Source organism: Micromonospora sp. DSM 43699 (assembly GCF_055517075.1).
In genome coordinates, this window is sequence record NZ_JBTMMT010000022.1 from 65,392 (window position 1) to 89,249 (window position 23,858).

Sequence of the window (23,858 nt, forward strand, 5' to 3'; positions counted from 1 at the left end):
CGGGAGCGCGGTGGCGACTCAGGTCATCCCGAGTTCCTTGTCGATCAGGTCGAACACGTCGTCGGCGGACGCCGTTTCCAGCCGGTCGACCAGGGTGGTGCCCGCGGTGGTGCTGAGGGTCTCGTTGAGCTTCGCCAGCAGTGACTGGAGCCGGACGGTGACCCTGTGGCGTTCGATCTCCTCCGGCGTCAGTCCGGCCACTGTCACCTCCAGCCGGTCCAGCTCGGCGAGCAGGCCACCGGCGGTGTCACCGGTGTAGCCGAGCTCGGCGCGGAGTTGGTCGGCCAGGGCGGTCGGGTTGGGGTGGTCGAAGACCAGGGTTGCGGAGAGCCGTACGCCGGTGGCGGCGCTGAGCCGGTTGCGCAGCTCCACGGCGGTCACCGAGTCCATCCCGAGTTCCTTGAACGCCCGCTGCGGCTCGACCTCTTCGGTGTCGCCGTAGCCGAGGACGGCGGCCACGTTGGTGCGGACCGTCTCCAGCAGCAGGTCGCGCTGCTCGGCCGCGGACAGCGTGCCCAGCCGGTCGACAAGCGCCGAGGACGACGCCGGGTCGGTGGCCTCGGCGGTCTCGGGTGCGGCGTCGGGCAGCTCGGCAAGCAGCGGCCGGGGCCGGGACAGGGTGTAGATCGGGGTGAACCGGGTCCAGTCGACGTCGGCCACGACGAGGTGACTCTCGTCGTGGTCGAGGGCCTGCCCGAGCGCGTCGACGGCGAGGCGGGGGTCCATCACGCCGACGCCGAGCCGGTCGAGGTGCACGCCGACCTCACCGCCTGCCATCCCACCGCCGCCGCCCCAGCTGCCCCAGGCGACCGAGGTGGCGACCGCGCCCCGGCTACGCCGCCGGTGCGCCAACGCGTCCAGGTACGCGTTCGCCGTGGCGTACCCCGCCTGCCCGGCACTGCCCCACACCGCCGCCCCGGACGAGAACACCACGAACGCGTCCAACGACCGGTCCGCCGTCAACTCGTCCAGATGCACCGCACCGAGCACCTTCGCCCGGCACACCTCGGCGAAGTCGTCGAGGCCGGTCTGGCCCAACGGCACCTCGGGGTGCAGCACCCCGGCGGCGTGGAACACGGCGGTCAGCCCGTCACCGAGGTCGGCCAGGAGCGCAGCGACCGCCTCCCGATCCGCCACGTCACACGCCACCACCTCGACCCCCGGAAGCCGGGCCACCAGCTCGGCCGCACCGGGAGCCGCCGGACCACGCCGGCTGGCCAACACCACCCGCTGCGCGCCCTGCGCGACCAGCCATTCGGTCACGTGTCCGCCGACCCCGCCGGTGCCACCGGTGACCAGCACGGTGCCGGCGGGCCGCCAGCGCCGCTCGGGCGCCCCGGTCACCGGGTGCCGGACCATCCGGCGGGCCAGCGGGCCGGCCGGTCGCAGCGCCACCTGGTCCTCGCCGCCGCCGGTCAGCACGTCGGCCAACCGGTCGACGGTCTCCGGCGTCCACTCGGCGGGCAGGTCGACCAGGCCACCCCACCAGCCGGGGTAGTCGAGGGAGAGCACGGTGCCCAGCCCCCACAGCGCACCCTGGGCGGGGTCCGCGACCGGCTCGAACCGGTCCACCCCGACCCCTCCGGCGGTGACGCACCAGAGCCGACCGGTGAAGTCGGCCGCAGCCAGGGCCTGCACCAGCGACACGGTGGCGGCGATCCCGGCGGACAGGCCGACGCCGAGCGGGTCGGGGTCGTCGTCCAGGGCGAGCAGGGAGAGCACCCCGGCGGGGGCCTCCCGGCCGGCGTGGTCGGTGCCGGTGACGGTGACCACCTCGGCGCCCCGGGCAGCCAGTCCGTCGACGACGGTACGCAGCCGGTCGTCGCCGTCCAGTGCCGCCGGGGCGACCACCCACCACACGCCGGTGAGCTGCCCGCCGGTGGGCAGCTCGGTAGGCCGCCACACCACCCGGTACCGCCAACCGTCCACGGTGGCCACGTCCCGTTGCCGGGACCGCCACGACGTCAGGCCGGGCAGCACCTCGCCCACCAGTGCGGTGTCGACGCCGAGGCCGTCGGCGAGCAGGTCGACGTCGGCGCGTTCCACGGCGTCCCAGAACCCGGCGTCGGTGCCGCCGCCGCCCGGGGCGGCGGCGGCCGGCTCGATCCAGTAGCGCTGGTGCTGGAAGGCGTAGGTGGGCAGGTCCGCCCGGCGGGTGCCGGGCAGGGCGGCGGACCAGTCCACCTCGACGCCCCGGACGTGCAGCTCGGCCAGGGAGGTCAGCAGCCGGTCCAGGCCGCCGTCGTCACGGCGCAGGGTGCCGGTGACCACCGTGGGGCGGTCCGCCGACTCCAGCGTCTCCTGCATGCCCATGCCGAGCACCGGGTGCGGGCTGACCTCCACGAACCCGGTCCAGCCCTGCCCGGCGAGAGAGCGGATCGCCGGGTCGAACCGGACCGTGTTGCGGAGGTTGTCGTACCAGTAGCGGGCGTCCAGGGTGGCGGTGTCCACCCAGTCGCCGGTGACCGTGGAGAGCATCCGGATCGTCCCGGTACGCGGGTTGATCGGGGCCAGGTCCTCGAGCAGCCGGTGCTCCAGCGCCTCCACCTGCGCGGAGTGCGAGGCGTAGTCGACCGCCACCTGCTTGACCCGGACCCCCTCCTCGGTGAGCGTGGCGACGAGTTCGCGCAGCGCCTCCGGGGTGCCGGAGACCACCACCGAGCCGGTGCCGTTGACCACGGCGAGGGAGATGTCGCCCGCCCACCGGGCGATCCGTTCCTCCGCCCGGTCGGCGGGCAGCCCGACGGAGACCATGCCGCCCCGACCGGCCAGCTTCTCGCCGATGGCCCGGCTGCGCAGGGTGACCACCCGCGCCCCGTCGGCGAGGGACAGTCCTCCGGCCACGCAGGCGGCGGCGATCTCACCCTGCGAGTGACCGACCACGGCGTCGGGTTCGACGCCGTACGCCCGCCAGGTGGCGGCGAGGGAGACCATCATCGCCCAGAGCGCGGGCTGGACCACGTCCACCCACTCCAGCGAGGGTGCCCCGGGCACGCCGCGTACCACGTCGAGCAGGTCCCAGTCGACGTAGGCGCGCAGTTCGGTGGCGCAGTGACGCATCTGCGCGGCGAACACCGGCGAGGAGTCCAGCAGGGCGGCGGCCATGCCGACCCACTGGGCACCCTGACCGGGGAAGACGAAGACGACCCGGCCGGTGGCGTCCGCCGTGCCGGTGACCGAGGTCGGGGACGGCTGGCCGTCGACGACCGAGGCGAGCGCGGCCCGCAACTGCGCCGGGTCACCGCCGAGCACCACCGCCCGGTGGCCGAGCCGGGCCCGGCCGGCGAGCGTACGGCCGACCGCGGCGGGATCGGCCGGCGCGGCGTCCAGGTGGGACAGCAGCCGCTCGGCCTGGGCCCGCAGTGCCCGGTCGGTGTGCCCGGAGAGCACCCACGGCAGCACCGCCGGGGTGGCCGGCTGCTCCTCCTCGTCGGCCGGCGGCATCTCCTCCAGCACCACGTGCGCGTTGGTGCCGCTGATGCCGAACGAGGAGACCGCGCAGCGGCGGGCACGGCCGGTTTGCGGCCATTCCACCGGCTCGGTGAGCAGCCGCACCGTGCCGGGCGACCAGTCGATCTCGCCGCTGGGTTCGTCGACGTGCAGGGTACGGGGCAGCATCCCGTGCCGCATCGCCTGCACCATCTTGATCACCCCGCCGACACCGGCGGCGGCCTGGGAGTGGCCGATGTTGGACTTCAGCGAGCCGAGCCAGAGCGGCCGGTCGGCGGGGCGGTCCCGCCCGTACGTGGCGAACAGCGCCTGCGCCTCGATCGGGTCGCCGAGCCGGGTACCGGTGCCGTGCGCCTCGACCGCGTCGATCTCCTGGCCGGCGAGCCGGGCGTTGGCCAGCGCCGCCCGGATGACCCGGCGCTGGGACGGGCCGTTGGGGGCGGTGAGGCCGTTGGACGCGCCGTCCTGGTTGATCGCGGAGCCACGGATGACGGCGAGCACCTGATGCCCGTTGCGGCGGGCGTCGGAGAGCCGTTCCAGCACCAGCGAGCCGGCGCCTTCGGCCCAGCCGGTGCCGTCGGCGGCGGCGGCGAACGACTTGCACCGGCCGTCGAAGGAGAGTGCCCGCTGCTGGGAGAACTCGACGAACGCGCCGGGGGTGCCGATCACTGTCACCCCACCGGCGACGGCGAGCGACGACTCCCCGGAGCGCAGCGACTGGCAGGCCCAGTGCAGGGCGACGAGCGACGACGAGCAGCCGGTGTCGACGGTGACCGCCGGACCCTCCATCCCGAGGGTGTACGACAGCCGGCCGGAGACGATGCTGCCGGCACCCCAGCTGTTCGGGTAGTCGTGGTAGACGACGCCGGTGAACACTGCGGTGGGGCTGCCCTTGAGCGACAGCGGGTCGATGCCGGCCCGCTCCAGCGCCTCCCAGGACGTCTCGAGGAACAGCCGCTGCTGCGGGTCCATCTCGGCGGCCTCGCGGGGCGAGATGTTGAAGAACGTCGGGTCGAAGTCGGCGGCGTCGTAGAGGAAGCCGCCGGCGCGGGTGTAGCTGGTGCCGGGGTGGTCCGGATCCGGGTCGTAGAGCCGGTCGAGGTCCCAGCCCCGGTCGGTGGGCATGCCGGAGATCGCGTCGGTGCCGGCCGCCACGAGGTCCCACAGGGCCTCGGGCGAGTCCACCCCGCCGGGGTAACGGCAGCCCATGCCGACGATGGCGATCGGCTCGGCGGCGCGCTCCTCGACGTCGCGGAGCCGCTCGCTGGTCTCGTGCAGGTCGGCGGTGACCCGGCGCAGGTAGTCACGAAGCTTCTGTTCGTTGGACATCAGGAACCCATTCCTGGACGGAGCCGACGGATCATGAGGTGCCGAACTTGCTGTCGATGAAGTCGAAGAGGTCGTCGTCGGAGGCGGTGTCGAGATCCTCGGTGACGCTGGCGACCTCGGTCGGGCGTTGACCTGCGGTCCAGGCCGCGAGCAGGGCCTTGAGCCGCTCCCCCACCCCGGCCCGGGTGCTCTCGTCGAGGGCGGCCACCGCGTCGGCGTCCAGGGTGGACAGCGCGGCCTGGAGCCGGTCGAGGTCGTCGAGCAGGGTGACACCCCCGGCGTCGGCGGGCACCAGCTCGGTGAGCAGTTGCTGGGCCAGCTCGGTCGGGGTCGGGTGGTCGAAGACCAGGGTGGCGGGCAACCGCAGCGCGGTCTCGGTGGCGAGCCGGTTGCGCAGCTCGACGGCGGTCAGCGAGTCGAAGCCGGCCTCCTTGAACGCCCGCTCGGGGTCGACGTCGGCGCCGGAGGCGTACCCGAGGACGGCGGCGACCTGGTCGCGGACCAGCGCCAGGACGGTGTCGAGGCGGTCCGGGGACGGCATCGCGGCGAGCCGGCCGGCGAGGTCGCCGGTCGTGGCGACCGGGGTGGCCGGTTCGGTCTCCGGCTGGGCGTCAGGGAGCGCGGCGAGCAGCGGCCGGGGCCGGGACAGGGTGTAGATCGGGGTGAACCGGGTCCAGTCGACGTCGGCCACGACGAGGTGACTCTCGTCGTGGTCGAGGGCCTGCCCGAGCGCCCGGACGGCGAGCCGGGGGTCCATCGGCGGGGTGCCCTGCCGACGCAGGTGGGCGGTGGCCTCCCCGTCGGCCATCCCGCCGCCGGCCCAGCTGCCCCAGGCGACCGAGGTGGCGACCGCGCCCCGGCTACGCCGCCGGTGCGCCAACGCGTCCAGGTACGCGTTCGCCGTGGCGTACCCCGCCTGCCCGGCACTGCCCCACACCGCCGCCCCGGACGAGAACACCACGAACGCGTCCAACGACCGGTCCGCCGTCAACTCGTCCAGATGCACCGCACCGAGCACCTTCGCCCGGCACACCTCGGCGAAGTCCGCCACGCTGGTCTCCGGCAGCGACTTCTCCTGGTGCAGCACGCCGGCGGCGTGGAACACGGCGGTCAGCCCGTCACCGAGGTCGGCCAGGAGCGCAGCGACCGCCTCCCGATCCGCCACGTCACACGCCACCACCTCGACCCCCGGAAGCCGGGCCACCAGCTCGGCCGCACCGGGAGCCGCCGGACCACGCCGGCTGGCCAACACCACCCGGTCCGCGCCCTGCGCGACCAGCCATTCGGTGAGGTGCCCGCCGATGCCACCGGTGCCGCCGGTGACCAGCACGGTGCCGGCGGGCCGCCAGTGCCGTTCGGGGCTGCCTGCGGCGGGCCAGCGGACCAGCCGCCGGGCCAGCACCCCGGCGGTACGGACGGCCACCTGGTCCTCCGCGCCGGCGGCGAGGACGTCGGCGAGCCGCGCGACGTGCCCGTCGGCCCAGTCGGTGGGCAGGTCGACCAGGCCGCCCCAGGAGTGCGGGTACTCCAGGGACAGTACGGTGCCCAGTCCCCAGAGCGCCCCCTGCGCGGGGTGCGGCAGGTCCTCGAACCGGTCGACGGCGACACCGCCTGCGGTGAGGCACCAGATCCGGCCGGCGAAGTCGGTGGCGGTGAGCGCCTGGATCAGCGCCACGGTGTCGGTGACGCCGACGGAGAGCCCGGCGTCGGTGGCGTCGGGCGTGTCGTCCAGGGCGAGCAGGGAGAGCACCCCGGCGGGGGTGTCCCCGGCGGGCAGCTCGGTGCCGGTGACGGTGACGACGTCGGCGCCCCGGGCGGCCAGTCCGTCGGCGATGGCCCGTACCCGCGCCTCGTGGCCGGCGGGGTCGGCGGGTCCGCCCGGCTGCCCGTCGGTCGAGCCGGCCGGTACGACGAGCCACCAGGTGCCGGTCAGCTCCCCGCCGTCGGGCAGTTCGGTGGAGCGCCACACCACCCGGTAGCGCCAGTCGTCCACGGTGGACGCGTCCCGCTGCCGGGCCCGCCAGCTGGCGAGGCCGGGCAGCACCTCGGTGACCACCCCGGGGGCCACCCCGAGGCCGTCGGCGAGCAGGCCGGTGTCGCCCCGGTCGACGGCGTCCCAGAACCCGCCGTCGGCGTCGTCGATGTCGACGGTGGCGGCGGCGGGCTCGATCCAGTAGCGCTGGTGCTGGAAGGGGTAGGTGGGCAGGTCGACCTGCCGGCCTCCGGGGTGGATGGCCGTCCAGTCGAGGTCGACACCGGTGACCCACGCCTGGGCCATCCCGGTGGCGTACGCCGCCACCTGCCCACGGTCCCGGCGCTGCAACGGGATGGCCACCGCGTCGTCGACACAGTCGCCCACCATGGCGGTGAGCACGCTGTCCGGCCCGATCTCCACGAACCGGGTCACCCCCCGCGCGGCCAGCGCGGCGACCGCGTCGGCGAACCGCACCGTGCCCCGGACCTGACCCTGCCAGTAGGCGGCCGAACCGAGCTGTTCGTCGGTCGCCGCCTCACCGGTCGCGGTGGAGATCAGCCCGATGGCGGCCGAATCGGCGGTGACCGTCTCCAACACCCGCCCGTAGTCGGCCAGCATCGGATCCATCAGATGCGAATGAAACGCGTGCGACACCCGCAACCGACGCGTCTTCACCCCAAGCGACGCCTCCAGTGCGGCGATCCGCTCCTCCGTGCCCGACACCACCACCGCCCGGGGACCGTTCACCGCCGCCACGTCCACGTCACCGAGATCCAACTCGTCGAGAGGCGCGGCGATGGCGAGCATCGCCCCACCCGCCGGCAACGCCTGCATCAACCCACCCCGCGCCGCCACCACCCGACACGCGTCCTCCAGCGACCACACCCCGGCCACGTACGCCGCAGCCAACTCACCGATCGAGTGACCCGCCACGAAATCCGGCTTCAACCCCCACGACTGGGCCAGACGGAACAGGGCCACCTCGACCGCGAACAACGCCGGCTGCGTCCACCCGGTCTGGTCGAGCACACCGTCCGCGTCGGTGAACATCACCTCCCGCAGATCACCACCCAACAAGGGAGCGAACGCCGCACACACCTCGTCCAACGCGGCGGCGAACACCGGGAAGGCGTCCGCCAGCTCACGACCCATGCCGACCCGCTGCGCACCCTGACCGGTGAACAACACCGCCGTCCGACCGGTGGTCACCCGACCCGACAGGCCGGCCCCGACGGCCAGCGCCTCCAGGCCGGTGGCGAGGTCGGGGGCGGTGCCACCGACGACCACACCCCGGTGGTCCAGGGCGGCCCGGCCGGCGGCGAGGGAATGCCCGACGTCCACCGGCCGTACGTCGGCGGGCAGTTCGTCGCGGAGCCGGGCGGCCTGCCCGGCCAGCGCACCGGCGGACCGGGCGGACAGCGGCCAGAGCACCACAGGCGGTTCGGGGGCTTCGACCGGCGCGGCGGACTCGACAGGCGGCGCCTCCTCGACGATCACGTGCGCGTTGGTGCCGCTGATCCCGAACGACGACACCCCGGCCCGGCGGGGGCGCTCCGTCGCCGGCCAGTCGACCGGGTCGCTGAGCAGCCGGACGTCCCCGGCCGCCCAGTCGACCTGCCGGGACGGCGTCTGCGCGTGCAGGGTGCGCGGCAGCGTGCCGTGCCGCATCGCCATCACCATCTTGATCACCCCGGCCATGCCGGCGGCGGCCTGGGCGTGCCCGATGTTCGACTTGATCGAACCGAGCCACAGCGGCCGGTCCCGCTCCCGGCCGTAGGTGGCAAGCAGCGCCTGGGCCTCGATCGGGTCACCCAGGGTGGTGCCGGTGCCGTGCGCCTCGACGGCGTCGACCTCGTCGGGGGTGAGCCGGGCGTTGGCCAGAGCCGCCCGGATCACCCGCTGCTGCGCCGGCCCGTTCGGCGCGGTCAACCCGTTCGACGCACCGTCCTGGTTCACCGCCGAACCCCGGATCACCCCGTACACCCGGTGACCGTTGCGCCGCGCGTCGGAGAGGCGTTCCAGCACCAGCACGCCGACCCCCTCGGACCAGCCGGTGCCGTCGGCGTCGTCGGAGAACGACTTGCACCGGCCGTCCGGGGCGAGCCCCCGCTGCCTGCTGAACGCCACGAACGGGGTGGGGTTCGACATCACCAGCACCCCACCGGCGACGGCGGTGCCGCACTCCCCCGCCCGCAGCGCCTGGCTGGCCAGGTGCAGCGCGACGAGCGACGAGGAACACGCCGTGTCGACGGTCATCGACGGCCCCTCGAAGCCGAAGGCGTACGACACCCGGCCGGAGATCACCGACGCGGAGCTGCCGGTGCTCAGGTACGCCTCCGACTCGGCCGGGGCGAGGCCGAGCAGGTCGCCGTAGTCCTGGGCGCCGGAGCCGACGAAGACCCCGACCGGGCTGCCGCGCAGCTCCTCCGGGTCCAGTCCGGCCCGCTCGCACGCCTCCCAGGTGACCTCGAGCATCAGCCGCTGCTGCGGGTCCATGGCGATCGCCTCGCGGGGCGAGATACCGAAGAACTCGGCGTCGAACGCGCCCGCCTCGTAGACGAAACCGCCGGAGCGGACGTAGCTGGTGCCGGGCTGGTCCGGGTCGGCGTCGAAGAGCGCGTCGGAGTCCCAGCCCCGGTCGACGGGGAAGGCGCTTATCGCGTCGGTGCCGCTGTCGACGAGCCGCCAGAGGTCCTCCGGGGACCGCACCCCACCCGGGTAGCGGCAGCTCATCCCGATGATGGCGATCGGCTCGTCGGGGCTGAGCCCGCCGGTGCCCGGGGCGGTGGTGCCCGGGGCGGTGGTGCCGACGAGTTCGTCGTACAGGTGGCGGGCCAGCACGGCGGGGGTCGGGTGGTCGTAGATCATGGTGGCCGGCAACCGCAGCCCGACCGCCGTACCGAGGGCGTTGCGCAGCTCCACCGCGGTCAGCGAGTCGAAGCCGAGTTCCCGGAACGGCCGCTGGACGTCCACGGTGGCATCGACGTCGTACCCGAGGACCGCGGCGACCTGGGCGCGGACGGTGTCCAGCAGGTACGGCAGCCGCTCGGCGTCGGGCATCCCGGCCAGTACGGAGGTGTCGACCGACTCGTTCGGGGCGGCGACCGGCGGGGCCTGGCGGGCCTCGGGGAGCGCGGCGAGCAGCGGCCGGGGCCGGGCCAGGGTGTAGACCGGGGTGAACCGGGCCCAGTCGATGTCGGTGACCACGAGGTGGTTCTCGTCGTGGTCGAGGACCTGCTGCAACGCCCCGAGGGCGAGGCGCGGCTCCATCGGTGGGGTGCCCTGCCGCAGGAGGTGCTCGGTGGCCAGGGCGTCGACCATGCCACCACCACCCCAGGTGCCCCAGGCCACCGAGGTGGCGGTCCGACCCCGGCGACGACGCCTGTGGGCCAGGGCGTCGAGGAAGGCGTTGCCGGTGCCGTAGGCGGCCTGCCCGGCGCTGCCCCAGACCGCCGCGCCGGAGGCGAACAGCACGAACGCGTCGAGCTGCCGGTCGCCGAGCAGCGCGTCGAGGTGGGTCGCGCCGAGCACCTTGGCCCGGCACACGGCGGCGAAGTCGTCCAGACCGGTCTCGCCGAGCGGGGCGGGGTCGTAGAGCACCCCGGCGGCGTGGAAGACGGCGGTCAGGTCGTCGCCGATCCCGTCGAGCAGGGCGGCGACCGCCTCCCGGTCGGCCACGTCGCAGGCGACGACCCGTACGCCGGGCAGCCGGGCGGCCAGGTCGGCGGCCCCGGGGGCGGCCGGACCGCGCCGGCTGGCCAGCACCACCCGCTCGGCGCCCTGGTCGAGGAGCCATTCGGTGAGGTGTGCGCCGATGCCGCCGGTGCCGCCCGTGACAAGCACCGTTCCGGTGGGCCGCCAGCGCCGCTCGGGGCTGCCGGCCGCCGGCCAGCGGACCATCCGCCGGGCCAGCACCCCGGCGGTGCGCAGGGCGACCTGGTCCTCACCACCGTCGGCGAGCACGTCGACGAGCCGGTCGAGGGTGTCGGACGTCCAGTCGGCGGGCAGGTCGGCCAGCCCGCCCCACCAGCCCGGGTAGTCGAGGGAGAGCACGGTGCCGAGACCCCAGAGCCCGGCCTGCGCGGCGTGCGGCAGATCCTCGTACCGGTCGACGGCGACCCCGCCTGTGGTGAGGCACCAGAACCGGCCGGTGAAGCCGGCGGCGGCGAGGGCCTGCACCAGGCGCACGGTCCCGGTGACCCCGGCGGACAGCCCGGCGTCGTACAGGTCCGGGGCGTCGTCGAGGCCGACCAGGGACACGACCCCGGCGGGGACGCTCCGGCCGGTGAGCACGGACGCGGTGTCCCCGTCGGTGCCGGTGAGGTCGGCGACGGCGAGTCGGGTCACGGTGGCACCGCGTGCGGTGAGCGCGGCGGCTACGGCGGCGGCCCGGGGGTCGTCGGTGGGTGCGTCAGGCGTGACGATCCACCAGTCGCCGGTCAGCTCCCGGCCGGTGGGCAGGTCGGTGTCCCGCCACACCACCCGGTACCGCCAACCGTCGGTGGCGGTGGCCGGTGCGGCGGTGGGTGCTTCCAACCAGTAGCGCTGGCGGGCGAAGGCGTGGGTGGGCAGGTCGACCTGCCGCGCGCCGGGGTGCACGGCCGCCCAGTCGAGGTCGGCACCGGTGGTCCACGCCTGGGCCATCCCGGTGGCGTACGCCGCCACCTGCCCACGGTCCCGGCGCTGCAACGGGATGGCCACCGCGTCGTCGACACAGTCGCCCACCATGGCGGTGAGCACGCTGTCCGGCCCGATCTCCACGAACCGGGTCACCCCCCGCGCGGCCAGCGCGGCGACCGCGTCGGCGAACCGCACCGTGCCCCGCACCTGACCCTGCCAGTAGGCGGCCGAACCGAGCTGTTCGTCGGTCGCCGGCTCACCGGTCGCGGTGGAGATCAGCCCGATGGCGGCCGAATCGGCGGTGACCGTCTCCAACACCCGCCCGTAGTCGGCCAGCATCGGATCCATCAGGTGCGAATGAAACGCGTGCGACACCCGCAACCGACGCGTCTTCACCTCAAGCGACGCTTCGAGCGTGGCGATCTGCTCCTCGGTGCCCGACACCACCACCGCCCGGGGACCGTTCACCGCCGCCACGTCCACGTCACCGAGATCCAACTCGTCGAGAGGCGCGGCGATGGCGAGCATCGCCCCACCCGCCGGCAACGCCTGCATCAACCCACCCCGCGCCGCCACCACCCGACACGCGTCCTCCAGCGACCACACCCCCGCCACGTACGCCGCAGCCAACTCACCAATCGAATGACCCGCCACGAAATCCGGCTTCAACCCCCACGACTCGGCGAGGCGGAACAACGCCACCTCGACCGCGAACAACGCCGGCTGCGTCCACCCCGTCCGATCCAACACACCACCCGGATCGGCGAACATCACCTCACGCAGGTCACCACCGAGCAACGGCGTGAACGTGCTGCACACCTCATCCAACGCGGCGGCGAACACCGGGAACGCCTCCGCCAACCCACGACCCATCCCCACCCGCTGCGCACCCTGACCGGTGAACAACACCGCCGTCCGACCAGCGACCACCCGACCCGACACACCACTGCCGGCGGCCAGGGTCTCCAGCCCGGCGGACAGCTCGGTCGCCTGCCGGCCGACCGCCACTCCACGGAACTCCAACCCGGCCCGGCCCGCACCGAGCGAGAACCCGACGTCGACCGGACGCGCGTCGGTGCCGGCGGCGAACTCCGCGATCCGGGCGGCCTGTCGGGCCACTCCCTCGGGGGAGCGCGCCGACACCGGCCAGAGGGTGACCGGCGGGGTCGGCCCCGGCTCGGCGTCCTCGACGGGCGGGGCCTGCTCGACGATGAGGTGCACGTTGGTGCCGCTGATGCCGAACGCCGACACCCCGGCCCGGCGCGGTCGGTCGGCCGTCGGCCAGTCGACCGGCTCGGTGAGCAGCCGGACGTTCCCAGCGTCCCAGTCGACCTGCCGGGACGGCGTTTCTGCGTGCAGGGTGCGCGGCAGCGTCCCGTACCGCATCGCCATCACCATCTTGATCACCCCGGCGACCCCGGCGGCGGCCTGGGCGTGCCCGATGTTCGACTTGATCGAACCGAGGAGGAGCGGTCGTTCCCGGTCCCGGCCGTAGGTGGCCAGCAGCGCCTGGGCCTCGATCGGGTCACCCAGGGTGGTGCCGGTCCCGTGCGCCTCGACCACGTCCACGTCGGCCACGGAGAGCCGGGCGTTGGCCAGCGCCGCCCGGATCACCCGCTGCTGCGCCGGCCCGTTCGGCGCGGTCAACCCGTTCGACGCACCGTCCTGGTTCACCGCCGAACCCCGGATCACCCCGTACACCCGGTGACCGTTGCGCCGCGCGTCGGAGAGGCGTTCCAGCACCAGCACGCCGACCCCCTCGGACCAGGCCGCGCCGTCGGCCCCGTCGCCGAAGGAGCGGCACCGGCCGTCCGGGGACAGGGCGCGTTGCTTGCTGAACTCGACGAAGAGCTGTGGGGTGGCCATCACGGCGACCCCGCCGGCCAGGGCAAGCCCGCACTCCTCCTTGCGCAGCGACTGGCAGGCCAGGTGCATCGCCACCGACGACGACGAGCAGGCGGTGTCGACGGTGATCGCCGGCCCCTCCAGGCCCAGGTGGTACGCGACCCGGCCGGAGACGAGGCTGCCGGAGGTGGTGCTGTCGACGTAGTCGTGGTGCATCACGCCGACGAAGACGCCGGTGGCGCTGCCCTTCAGGGCGATCGGGTCGATGCCGCCGTGCTCGAACGCCTCCCAGGACGTCTCCAGCAGCAGCCGCTGCTGCGGGTCGGTCTCCACCGCGTCCCGGGGGCTCATCCCGAAGAAGCCCGGGTCGAAGTCGGCGGCGTCGTGGAGGAAGCCGCCCTGGCGGGTGTAGCTCTTGCCGGGCTTGCCGGGTTCCGGGTCGTAGACGCCGTCGACGTCCCAGCCCCGACCGGTGGGGAAGCCGGAGATGGCGTCGGTGCCGTCCTCGACGAGCCGCCACAGGTCCTCCGGCGACCGGACCCCGCCGGGGTAACGGCAGCCCATGCCGACGATCGCGATCGGCTCCTGGTCCCGGCCCTCCACCTCACGCAGCCGCCGGTTGGCCTGTTGCAGTTCGGCGGTGGCGCGCTTGAGGAAGGTCCGGAGCTTGTCGTCGTTCGCCATCGTTCACACCAATCTTCGCGCGCCGCAGGTTTCGTCGGGGGCTGTCCTCAGGAGATGCCGAGCTCGTTCTGCAGCACGTCGAACAGTTCCTCGTCGGTGGCGGACTCGTAGTCGTTCGGGGTGTCGTCGTCGGAGTCGCCGGCCCGGTCCTGCCAGCCACGCAGCACCGCCTCCAGCCGGGCCGTGATCCGGGCGTGCTCGTCGTCGGGCACCCCGGCCAGGGCCTTCTCCAGCCGGTCGAGATCGGCGAGTACCACACCGGCCGGGTCGGCGTCGGGCACCACCAGCTCGGCCTTCAGCGCGCGGGCCAGGGTGGCGGGTTCGGGGTGGTCGAAGACGAGGGTGGCGGGCAGCCGCAGCCCGGTGACGGTGCTGAGCACGTTGCGGAACTCGACGGCGGCGAGGGAGTCGAAGCCGAGGTCCTTGAACGCCCGGCCGGGTTCCACCGAGGCCGGGCCGGGGAAACCCAGCACGGTGGCGGCGTGCGTGCGGACCAGGTCGAGCAGCAGGGTGTCCCGGTCCGCGTCGGAGAGACCGGCGAGCCGCTGGGCCAGCGCCGGGCCACCGGCCGCCGCGCCGCCGCTGGCGGTGGCGGTGGCGGTGGGCCGGGCCGGGGTGCGGACCAGGCTGCGCAGCACGGCGGGCAGCGTGTCGGTGCGCCGCCGCAACGCGTCCAGGTCGACCCGCACCGGTACGACTGTGGCCCGGTCGGTGGCGACCGCCGCGTCGAAGAGTTCCAGCCCCTCGTCGGTGCTCATCGCCGGCATCCCGAGCCGGCTCATCCGGTGCAGGTCGGCGTCGTCGAGGTGACCGCCCATCCCGGTGCCGGTCGCCCAGAGGCCGAAGGCCAGCGAGGTGGCGGGCAGTCCGTCGGCGTGGCGGCGTTGGGCGAGCGCGTCGAGGAAGAGGTTCGCTGCGGCGTAGTTGCCCTGACCGGCGCCGGCCACCCAACCGGCCGACGACGAGAAGAGCACGAAGGCGGTCAGCTCGCGGTCGCGGGTGAGGTCGTGCAGATGCCAGGCGGCGTCCACCTTGGGCCGCAGCACCCGGTGCAGCTGTTCCGGGGTGAGGGCGTCGACAAGCGCGTTCTCGGCGGTGCCGGCGGCGTGCACCACGGCACCGACCGGGTGCTCGGCCAGCAGTGTGGCGACCGCGTCCCGGTCAGCGACGTCGCAGGCGGCGACCGTCACGTCGGCGCCGGCGGCGGTGAGGTCCGCGACCAGTTCCGCCGCGCCGGGCGTGGCCGCGCCGCTGCGCCCGGTCAACAGCAGCCGGCGTACGCCGTGCCGGGTGACCAGGTGCCGGGCGACGAGGCTGCCCAGCCCGCCGAGGCCACCGGTGATCAGGACGGTGCCGTCGGCGGGCCACCGGCTGCCGGCGGTGGTGTCGACGGCCAACCGGGTCAGCCGGGGCACCAGGAGCTGGCCGTCCCGGACGGCCAGCTCGGGTTCACCGGTGGCCAGCGCCGCCGCGAGGTGTGCGGTGCCGGGGTCGGTTCCGGCGGTGTCGACGAGCACGAACCGGCCGGGGTGTTCGGCCTCGGCGGCCCGGACCAGCCCCCACCTCGCCGCCGAGGCGGGGTCGACCGGGGTGTCGCCGGCCCCGACCGCGTTGCGGGTGAGCAGGACCAGCGTGCTGTCGGCGTACCCCGGGTGGGTGAGCCAGCGGCGCAGCAGCCCCAGCAGCTGTTCGGTGGCCCGGTGCACGGCGGCCGGGGCCGGGCCGGGCGGATCCAGGGTGACCACGACGGTGTCGGCCGCCGGTTCGGGCAGTTCCGCGTCGACGTCGACCAGGGTCCAGCCGTCGGCGGCGACGTCCGGTGCGGGGACGGGCTGCCAGACCACCTCGTACAGGTGGCGGTGCCGGCTGCGGGCGGCGTCGCCGAGGGCGTCGGCGGCGACCGGCCGGACCACCAGCTGCTCGATGGTGGCGACCGGGTTGCCCTGCCCGTCGGCGACGGTGACGGCCAGTTTGTCGGCGGCGGCCGGGGATATCCTCAGCCGCAGGGTGCTGGCGTGCGCGGCATGCAGGGTGACCCCGCGCCAGGAGAACGGCAGCGGGGTGTCGCCCGCGCCCTCGTCGAGCAGGTTGGCGTGCAGGGCCGCGTCGAGCAGCGCCGGGTGCAGCAGGAACTGGGCGGCGTCGGCCACGGCCACGTCGGGCAGTGCCGCCTCGGCCCAGAGCTCGGTGGCGTCGCCGTCGCCGCGCCGCCACACCGCGCGCAGCCCCTGGAACACCGGCCCGTAGCCGTAGCCGTGGTCGCGCAGCCGCTCGTAGAGGCCGTCGAGGTCGACGGGTTCGGCCCCGGCGGGCGGCCACTCGGACAGGTCGGCGGCGGCCGGGTCGGCCCCGGCCTGCCGGACCAGGACCCCTTCGGCGTGCCGGGTCCAGTCGGTGTCGTCGGCCGCGTCGTCGGGCCGGCTCCAGATGCCGAGGGTACGGGCCCCGCTGTCGTCGGTGGCGTCGACCGTGACCCGCAGGGCCAGGCCGCCGTCGGCGGGGAGCACAAGCGGCGCACCGATGGTCAACTCGTCGAGGACCGGGCAGCCCACCTGGTCACCGGCGCGCAGGGCGAGTTCGACCAGCCCGGTGCCGGGGACGAGGACGGTGTCGAACACCGCGTGGTCGGCGAGCCATGGTTGGGCGGTGCGGGAGAGTCGGCCGGTGAGCACCACCCCGTTGGTGCCGGGCAGGTCGACGACCGCACCGAGCATCGGATGGTCGGCGGGCAGTTGACCGAGCCCGGCGGTGTCACCACTGCCGGGGGGAACGTCGAGCCAGTACCGTTGGTGTTGGAAGGCGTAGGTGGGCAGGTCGATCTGCCGACCTCCCGGGTTGACCGCCGCCCAGTCCAGGTCGATCCCACTGACCCACGCCTGGGCCATCCCGGTGGCATACGCCTCCACCTGTCCCTCGTCCTGCCCCTGCACCCCAGCGGTACCGCCGGCCTCCCCCCGGCCCCTCGGACGCCGCTGCAACGGAACCGCCACCGCATCCTCGACACACTCGCCCACCATGGCGGTGAGCACACTGTCCGGCCCGATCTCCACGAACCGGGTCACCCCACGAGCAGCCAACGCGGCGACCGCATCCGCGAACCGCACCGTCCCCCGCACCTGACCCCGCCAATAGGCAGCCGAACCCAACTCGTCGTCCCCGACCAGCTCACCGGTCACGGTCGACACCAACGGGACCGTCGCCGGGTTCGCGGTCACCCCCTCCAACACCCGCCCATACTCAGCCAGCATCGGATCCATCAGATGCGAATGGAACGCATGCGACACCCGCAACCGACGCGTCTTCACCTCAAGCGACGCCTCCAACACGGCAATCTGCTCCTCCGTGCCCGACACCACCACCGCCCGGGGACCGTTCACCGCCGCCACGTCCACGCCACCGAGATCCAACTCCGCCAACGGTGCCGCGATCGCCAACATCGCCCCACCAGCCGGCAACGCCTGCATCAACCTGCCCCGCGCCGCCACCACCCGACACGCATCCGCCAGGGACCACACCCCCGCCACATACGCCGCAGCCAACTCACCAATCGAATGACCCGCCACGAAATCCGGCCTCAAACCCCACGACTCGGCGAGCCGGAACAACGCCACCTCGACCGCGAACAACGCCGGCTGCGTCCACCCCGTCCGATCCAACACACCATCCGGATCGGCGAACATCACCTCCCGCAAATCACCACCCAACAAAGGCCCGAACGCCCCACACACCTCATCCAACGCCGACGCGAACACCGGGAACGCACCCGCCAGCTCACGACCCATCCCCACCCGCTGCGCACCCTGACCGGTGAACAACACCGCCGTCCGACCGGTGGTCACCCGACCCGCCACACCACTGCCGGCGGCCAGGGCGTCCAGCCCCGGCACCAGGTCGGCCGTCTCCGCGCCGACGGCCAGGCCACGGAACTCCATTGCCGACCGGCCGGTGCCGAGAGAGAACCCGACGTCCGCCGGTCGTTCGTCGGTCAGGAACTCCCGCAGCCGGTCCGCCTGCCCGGCCAGCGCCGCCGCCGACCGGCCCGACAGCGGCCAGAGCAGCACCGGTGGTGCCGAGACCTCGACCGGCTCGGCGTCCTCGACCGGTGGGGCCTGCTCCAGCACCACGTGGGAGTTGGTGCCGCTGAGCCCGAAGGACGACACGGCCGCCCGTCGGGGTCGCCCCGTCGCCGGCCACTCGACGGCCTCGGTGAGCAGCCGGACGTCGCCGGCCGTCCAGTCGACGTGCGGGGTGGGCCGGTCGACGTGCAGGGTGCGGGGCAGTACGCCGTACCGCATCGCCAGCACCATCTTGATCACCCCGGCGACCCCGGCGGCGGCCTGGGTGTGCCCCAGGTTGGACTTCACCGAGCCCAGCAAGAGCGGCTGCTCCCGGTCCCGGCCGTAGGTGGCGAGGATCGCCTGTGCCTCGATCGGGTCACCGAGCCTGGTGCCGGTCCCGTGCGCCTCGACGGCGTCCACCTGGTCGGCGGTGAGCCGGGCGTTCGCCAGGGCGTCGGCGATGACCCGGCGCTGCGACGGGCCGTTGGGGGCGGTGAGGCCGCTGCTGGCGCCGTCCTGGTTGACCGCGGTGCCCCGGACCACTGCCAGCACCCGGTGCCCGTGGCGTTGGGCGTCGCTGAGGCGTTCGACGAGCAGCATCCCGACACCCTCGGCCCAGCCGGTGCCGTCGGCGGCGGCGGCGAACGGCTTGCACCGGCCGTCGGCGGCCAGACCCCGCTGCCGGCTGAAGTCGACGAACGTCTCCGGGGTGGCCATCACGGTCACCCCACCGGCCAACGCCAGCGTGCACTCCTCGCGGCGCAGCGACTGGATCGCCAGGTGCAGCGCGACAAGCGAGGACGAGCAGGCGGTGTCCACTGTGATCGCCGGGCCTTCGAGGCCCAGCACATAGGCGACCCGGCCGGAGAGGATGCTGCCGGTGTTGCCGTTGCCGATGAAGCCCTCCAACTCGGCGGGCACCACCGGCAGCCGGCTCGAGTATTCGTGGTACATCATCCCGGCGAACACCCCGGTACGACTGCCGCGCGCCGAGACCGGGTCGATGCCGGCCGATTCGAATGCCTCCCAGGACGCCTCCAGCACCAGCCGCTGCTGCGGGTCCATGGCGATCGCCTCGCGCGGGGAAATGCCGAAGAATGCGGGATCGAATTGCGCGGCGTCGGCCAGGAACCCGCCGGTTTTCGCGTACGTCTTGCCGGCCTTGGAATCGTCGGGGTCGTAGATTTCCTCGACGTTCCAGCCCCGGTCGTCGGGAAAGTCGGAGACCGCGTCCGTGCCGTCGAGCAGGAGCTGCCACAGCGCCGCCGGGCTGTCCACGCCGCCGGGGAAACGGCAGCTCATTCCCACGATCGCGATCGGGTCGTACTCCCGGCGCTCGGCCTGACGCAGCTGCCGGCGGGCCTCGCGCAGATCGGTGGTGGCCCGCTTCAGATACCCGAGAAGCTTCTCCTCGTTCTCCATCTACGTCTCCCGCCACTAGCCCCAGCCGGACAGACCCGGGCCAATATCGACTCACGGGTCAGCGCGGCGGCAATTGTCGAAACAGAGAGCTTCTTCAGGCATTGTTGGTTGTTCCGCGATGACCCTACGGCGGCCCGACGCACCCCTAGACCCCTTACCGCCCCCAGAGCGCCCCCTAGGCCCTGGTGGTCCGACCTCGACTGTCGACAGTGGTGCGGCGGCGGTGGGCTGGGGTTGCTCGCCGGGCACCGACCGGCGGGCGGACTAGAGTCGGAAGCGTCCTGGCCCCACCGACCCTCGGCAGCCCCGGCACGGCGCGGATCACCGCCGGTGCGGGCCTGCCGGCCCGAAGGAGCACAGTGAACAGACGCCTCCGGACCACCCTCGCCCTCGCCCTGACCGGCACGCTGCTGACCACGGTCGCGGTGTCGCCGGCGCAGGCCCACCCGGCGCAGCGCCTCCCCGACGTCATCGCCCTGCCCGACGGCTTCCAGCCCGAGGGCATCGCCACCGCCGGTCGGTACGCCTATCTCGGCTCCCGCGCCACCGGCGCGATCCAGCGGGTCGACCTGGTGACCGGTCGCGGCAGCCAGCTCAGCCCGCCGACCGGCACCCCGTCGCTCGGCCTGAAGGTCGACCGGCAGGGCCGGCTCTTCGTCGCCGGTGGCACCGCCGGGGACGCCCGGGTGGTCGACACCCGGACGGGGCGGGTCCTGGCGAGCTACCAGCTCGCCGGCGCACCCAGCTTCGTCAACGACGTCGTGCTCACCGCCGACGCCGCCTGGTTCACCGACTCGTACCAGCCGGTCCTCTACCGGGTGCCGTTCGGCCGGCACGGGGCGCCGCCCGCCGCCGACGCCGTCACGGCGGTGCCGCTGACCGGGGCCTACCAGCAGGTCGCCGATGCGATAAACGTCAACGGCATCGCGGACACCCCGGACGGCCGGGCGTTGATCGTGGTGCAGTCCAGCACCGGGAGCCTGTTCCGGGTGGACCCGGGCACCGGGGTGACCACCGTGGTGGACGTACCCGGGCACTCGTTCGTCGCGGGTGACGGGCTGCTGCGCGACGGCCGCACCCTCTACGTGGTGCAGAACCGGCTGCAGCAGGTCACCGTGGTCACGCTGAACCAGGCGGGCACCGCCGGCACCGTCACCGGGACGCTCACCGATCCGGACTTCGACGTGCCGACCACCGTCGCCAGCGCGTTCGGGCGGCTCTACCTGCCGAATGCCCGCTTCACCACGACGCCGACGCCGACCACGCCGTACACGATCGTCGCGGTCCGCCCGGCCTGACCACCACCCCGGGGGTACGCGCGGATGCCGCGGGTACCCCCGGGGCTCCTACCGCGGGGGACCGCCGCGGTGGTCGACCGCCGGGCCGGCGGTGGCCGGCCCGGCGGAACCCGGGTCGGTCAGGCCCGGGACCACTTCTGGCTGCTCACCCCGAGGCAGTCCCACAGGTGCAGTTTGCCGCCGTTGTTGGGGTTCTGGTCGCGCACGTCGACGCACCGGTTGGCGCTGAGGTTGACCAGGTCCCCGGCGCCGTTCAGGGTGAACCGCTGGGCCGGGTTGCCGTTGCAGGTGACCAGGTTGACCTCGGTGCCGTTCGCGGTGCCGGCCCAGGCCGGGTCCATGCACTTGCCCATCGCGCGGACGGTGCCGTCACCGGCGAAGGTCCAGGCCTGGGCGGCGCTGGTGTTGCAGTCCCAGATCTGGAGCTTGGCCCCGTCCACCGGGTTGGAGCTCGGGATGTCGATGCACCGGCCGCTCTGCGCGCCCCGGATCCGGGTGGTGCCGGACGGCGGGTTGCCCCCACCGGGCACGTAGCCGGAGACCCGGACGTAGTCCACGAGCATCTGTTGGGGGAACTGGGTGGAGCCGTCGGGGTAGCCGGGCCAGTTCCCGCCCACCGCCACATTGAGGATCATGAAGAACGGGTGGTCGTAGACCCAGCGGTTGCCGCCGAGCCGGGACGGGTCGACACGGTGGTACTCGACACCGTCGAGGTACCAGACGATCAGGTTCGGCTCCCAGTCCACCCGGTAGGTGTGGAAGGTGTCGGCCAGGGGCTGGCCGATGGTACGGCTGCCGGTGATGCCGCCTCCGCCGGAGTAACCGGGGCCGTGCACGGTGCCGTAGACCGTGTTCGGCTCCCGGCCGATGTTCTCCATGATGTCGATCTCACCGGCGGCGGGCCAGCCGGCGCTGCCCATGTCGTTGCCGAGCATCCAGAACGCCGGCCAGATGCCCTGACCGCGCGGGATCTTGATGCGGGCCTCGAACCGGCCGTACGCCTGGTTGAAGGTGGCGGCGGTGAGCAGCCGGGCCGAGGTGTACTCGCACCGGCCGTAGTGGCACTGGTAGTTGGCCGGGTTCTCCTTGCGGGCGGTGATGACCAGGTTGCCCTGCCCGTCGTGGACGGCGTTGCTGGTGCTGTTGGTGTAGTACTGCCGCTCGTTGTTGCCCCAACCGCCGCCACCGATGTCGAAGCGCCATCTGTTCTGGTCGACGGGGGTGCCGGCGGAGGCGTTGAACTCGTCCTGCCAGGTGATGCCGCCGATGGCGGCCGAGGCGGGCTCGGCCTGGGCCGGCAGGACCAGCGCGGCGGCGACGGTGACGAGTGCGACCGCCGCATGGGCGAGGGATCGGGACCGTGGGGTGGGTCGGGTTCCGAACACGTGAGGCTCCTTCGGGCGACAGCGGGGACGGGTGGGCACGTCAAGGAGAGCGCTCTCCACGAAGGATGTCGATTTCCCGGAATTCTGTCAAGAATGTTGACAGTTAACCGGTCACCCTCGACCACGCCGATCGGCTACCGTGACCAGGAAGTCACTTTCGGTGATCAGGGGGGTTGCGCGAGACGGTCGCAAGGGGGCGGGCCTCCCCGAAGGGGGCGCTCAGCCCGGACCGGCCGGTTGGCCGGGTGACTGGAGGCGGGGGGCGGCTGACCGGGGGCCGGGTGCGGGCGGGACGCGGTGCGGACCGCCCGCCGGCCGGCCGGTCAGCGGTGCAGACCGCGCCAGGAGGGGTTGCTGCCACGCCAGGCGTCGGCGAGGATGAGCGCCGCCGCCCGGCTCGGGCACTGCTGCACGCGGGAGCGACCCGACGCCCCGCCGATCTGCGCCTGGACCTCCCAGGCCTCCCCGTCGGTACGGATGTACACGTCCCGCCGCCCGCGCGGGCTCGGGTCACCGTTCCACCAGTGCTCCTCGACCATCATTTGCCGACCGTATAGCAAATTGGCCCCGGAACGTGAGTCACGACTTCGTGGAGGTCCCCCACCGGACCCTCGCAGTCACCCCTGCCGGGGGGTGAGCAGGTAGTCGTCGGCCTCCGCGCTCCACGCCAAGGCGACCTCGTCGGCGGTGGCGGCGGCCTTGCAGAACTGGAGGAAACTGCGGTAGCCGAGCTTCTTCTCGCTGAACTCGGGGCGGGCCCGGCGGAGCTGGTTCTTGAGGCCGGAGAGCGCCACCGGGCCGCCGGACGCGGCCAGCTCCGCGACCACCGTCCGTAGCAGTGCGAAGGCCACCTCCTGGTCGCCGTGCTCGGGCAGCGACACCTCCGGATCGCCCTTGGCCGGCCCCTCTGCCAACTCGACGACGTTGTGCCCGGCGAGGTGGCGCAGCAGCTCGCCGAAGGTACGGAAACCGTAGTCGGACTCGCTGAAGGTGGGATCCTTGCGCAGCAGGGTGCGCTTGAGCCGGGAGGCGGTCACCTCGCCGTCGGAGCTGCCCTGGAGGCCGGCGACGGTCTGTGCGACAAGCACCGCGAGCGCGTCGGCGTCGCGGGCCGGTTCCTCCGCGGCCGGCGGGCGCTCCGGCTCCACCGGTTCCTGCTCCGCATGGTCCGCCTGCTGCGGTTCCGCGGGTCGGGCCGGACGACCACGCCGGGCGCGGACCGGCAGGACGTCGACGCCCTCCAGCCGGTCGTAGTAGAGGAACTCGTCGCAGGCGGGCGGGAGCAGCGCCGAGGTGGACTTCTCCACCCCGACCCCGATGACCCGCTTGTTGAGTTCGCGGAGCTTGTGCACCAACGGGGTGAAGTCGCTGTCCCCGGTGCAGATGACGAAGGTGGAGATGTAGCCGCGCTCGAAGGCCAGCTCCACCGCGTCGACCGCCATCTTGATGTCGGCGGCGTTCTTGCGGGACGCCCCCATCCGCTGCGGTATCTCGATCAACTCGACGTGCGAGCGGGTGAGCATCCGGCGGTCCTCGTCGAAGTACGACCAGTCGGCGTACGCCCGCCGCACCACCACCCGACCCCGCTCGGCCAGGGCGTCGGCGATCGGCCGAAAGTCGAACGCCCGGCCGCCATGGTGATCCCGCGCCCCCAGCGCCAGGTTCTCGTAGTCGAGAAAGAGCGCGATCCGATCCTCTTGATCCACCCGACCACCCTAGTCCCACCCCCTCCCCCCACCACCCCGCCACGCGCTCCCCACCCCGACGACGCCCGGTGATCAAGAGGAAAAGG

Annotated in this window: 6 protein-coding genes and 1 pseudogene; 1 reads left to right on the forward strand and 6 read right to left on the reverse strand. The window is 73.6% G+C overall.

Going from position 1 to position 23,858, the window contains the following annotated elements:
- Window positions 1-18: 18 nt before the first annotated feature.
- From AC0AIB_RS13955 to AC0AIB_RS13965, 3 genes and pseudogenes are all read right to left on the reverse strand, one after another.
- Window positions 19-4,782: a type I polyketide synthase gene (locus AC0AIB_RS13955; RefSeq protein ID WP_465096796.1), complete on the reverse strand. Its 4,764-nt coding sequence runs from the start codon at window positions 4,780-4,782 to the stop codon at window positions 19-21.
- A 28-nt stretch (window positions 4,783-4,810) separates the two neighbouring features.
- Window positions 4,811-13,903: a type I polyketide synthase gene (locus tag AC0AIB_RS13960; protein WP_465096795.1), complete on the reverse strand. Its 9,093-nt coding sequence runs from the start codon at window positions 13,901-13,903 to the stop codon at window positions 4,811-4,813.
- A gap of 47 nt (window positions 13,904-13,950) precedes the next feature.
- Window positions 13,951-19,383: pseudogene (locus tag AC0AIB_RS13965) on the reverse strand (SDR family NAD(P)-dependent oxidoreductase); the annotation flags it as partial.
- 359 nt (window positions 19,384-19,742) lie between these two features.
- Between AC0AIB_RS13965 and AC0AIB_RS13970 the strand changes: the two are divergent.
- Complete coding sequence (locus AC0AIB_RS13970) at window positions 19,743-20,681, forward strand: SMP-30/gluconolactonase/LRE family protein (protein ID WP_328338435.1); 939 nt, start codon at window positions 19,743-19,745, stop codon at window positions 20,679-20,681.
- A gap of 119 nt (window positions 20,682-20,800) precedes the next feature.
- On the opposite strand, the gene AC0AIB_RS13975 is transcribed toward AC0AIB_RS13970, so the two are convergent.
- The 3 genes from AC0AIB_RS13975 to AC0AIB_RS13985 form a co-directional block, all read right to left on the reverse strand.
- Entirely contained in the window at window positions 20,801-22,066 is a 1,266-nt protein-coding gene (locus AC0AIB_RS13975) for a family 16 glycosylhydrolase (protein ID WP_328338437.1), read from the reverse strand.
- 323 nt (window positions 22,067-22,389) lie between these two features.
- Window positions 22,390-22,608 carry a hypothetical protein gene (locus AC0AIB_RS13980; RefSeq protein ID WP_067305065.1) on the reverse strand — a complete coding sequence of 73 codons (219 nt, stop codon included), beginning with the start codon at window positions 22,606-22,608 and terminating at the stop codon, window positions 22,390-22,392.
- A 75-nt stretch (window positions 22,609-22,683) separates the two neighbouring features.
- On the reverse strand, window positions 22,684-23,772 hold the full coding sequence (locus AC0AIB_RS13985; RefSeq protein ID WP_328338442.1) for an NYN domain-containing protein: 1,089 nt from the start codon (window positions 23,770-23,772) through the stop codon (window positions 22,684-22,686).
- Window positions 23,773-23,858 lie beyond the last annotated feature (86 nt).

What these genes read in the sequence shown, in the direction of transcription:
- AC0AIB_RS13980 (WP_067305065.1), bottom strand. Translation starts at nt 22,608, where the DNA reads ATGATGGTCGAGGAGCACTGGTGGAACGGTGACCCGAGCCCGCGCGGG.
- AC0AIB_RS13960 (WP_465096795.1), bottom strand. Translation starts at nt 13,903, where the DNA reads ATGGCGAACGACGACAAGCTCCGGACCTTCCTCAAGCGCGCCACCGCC.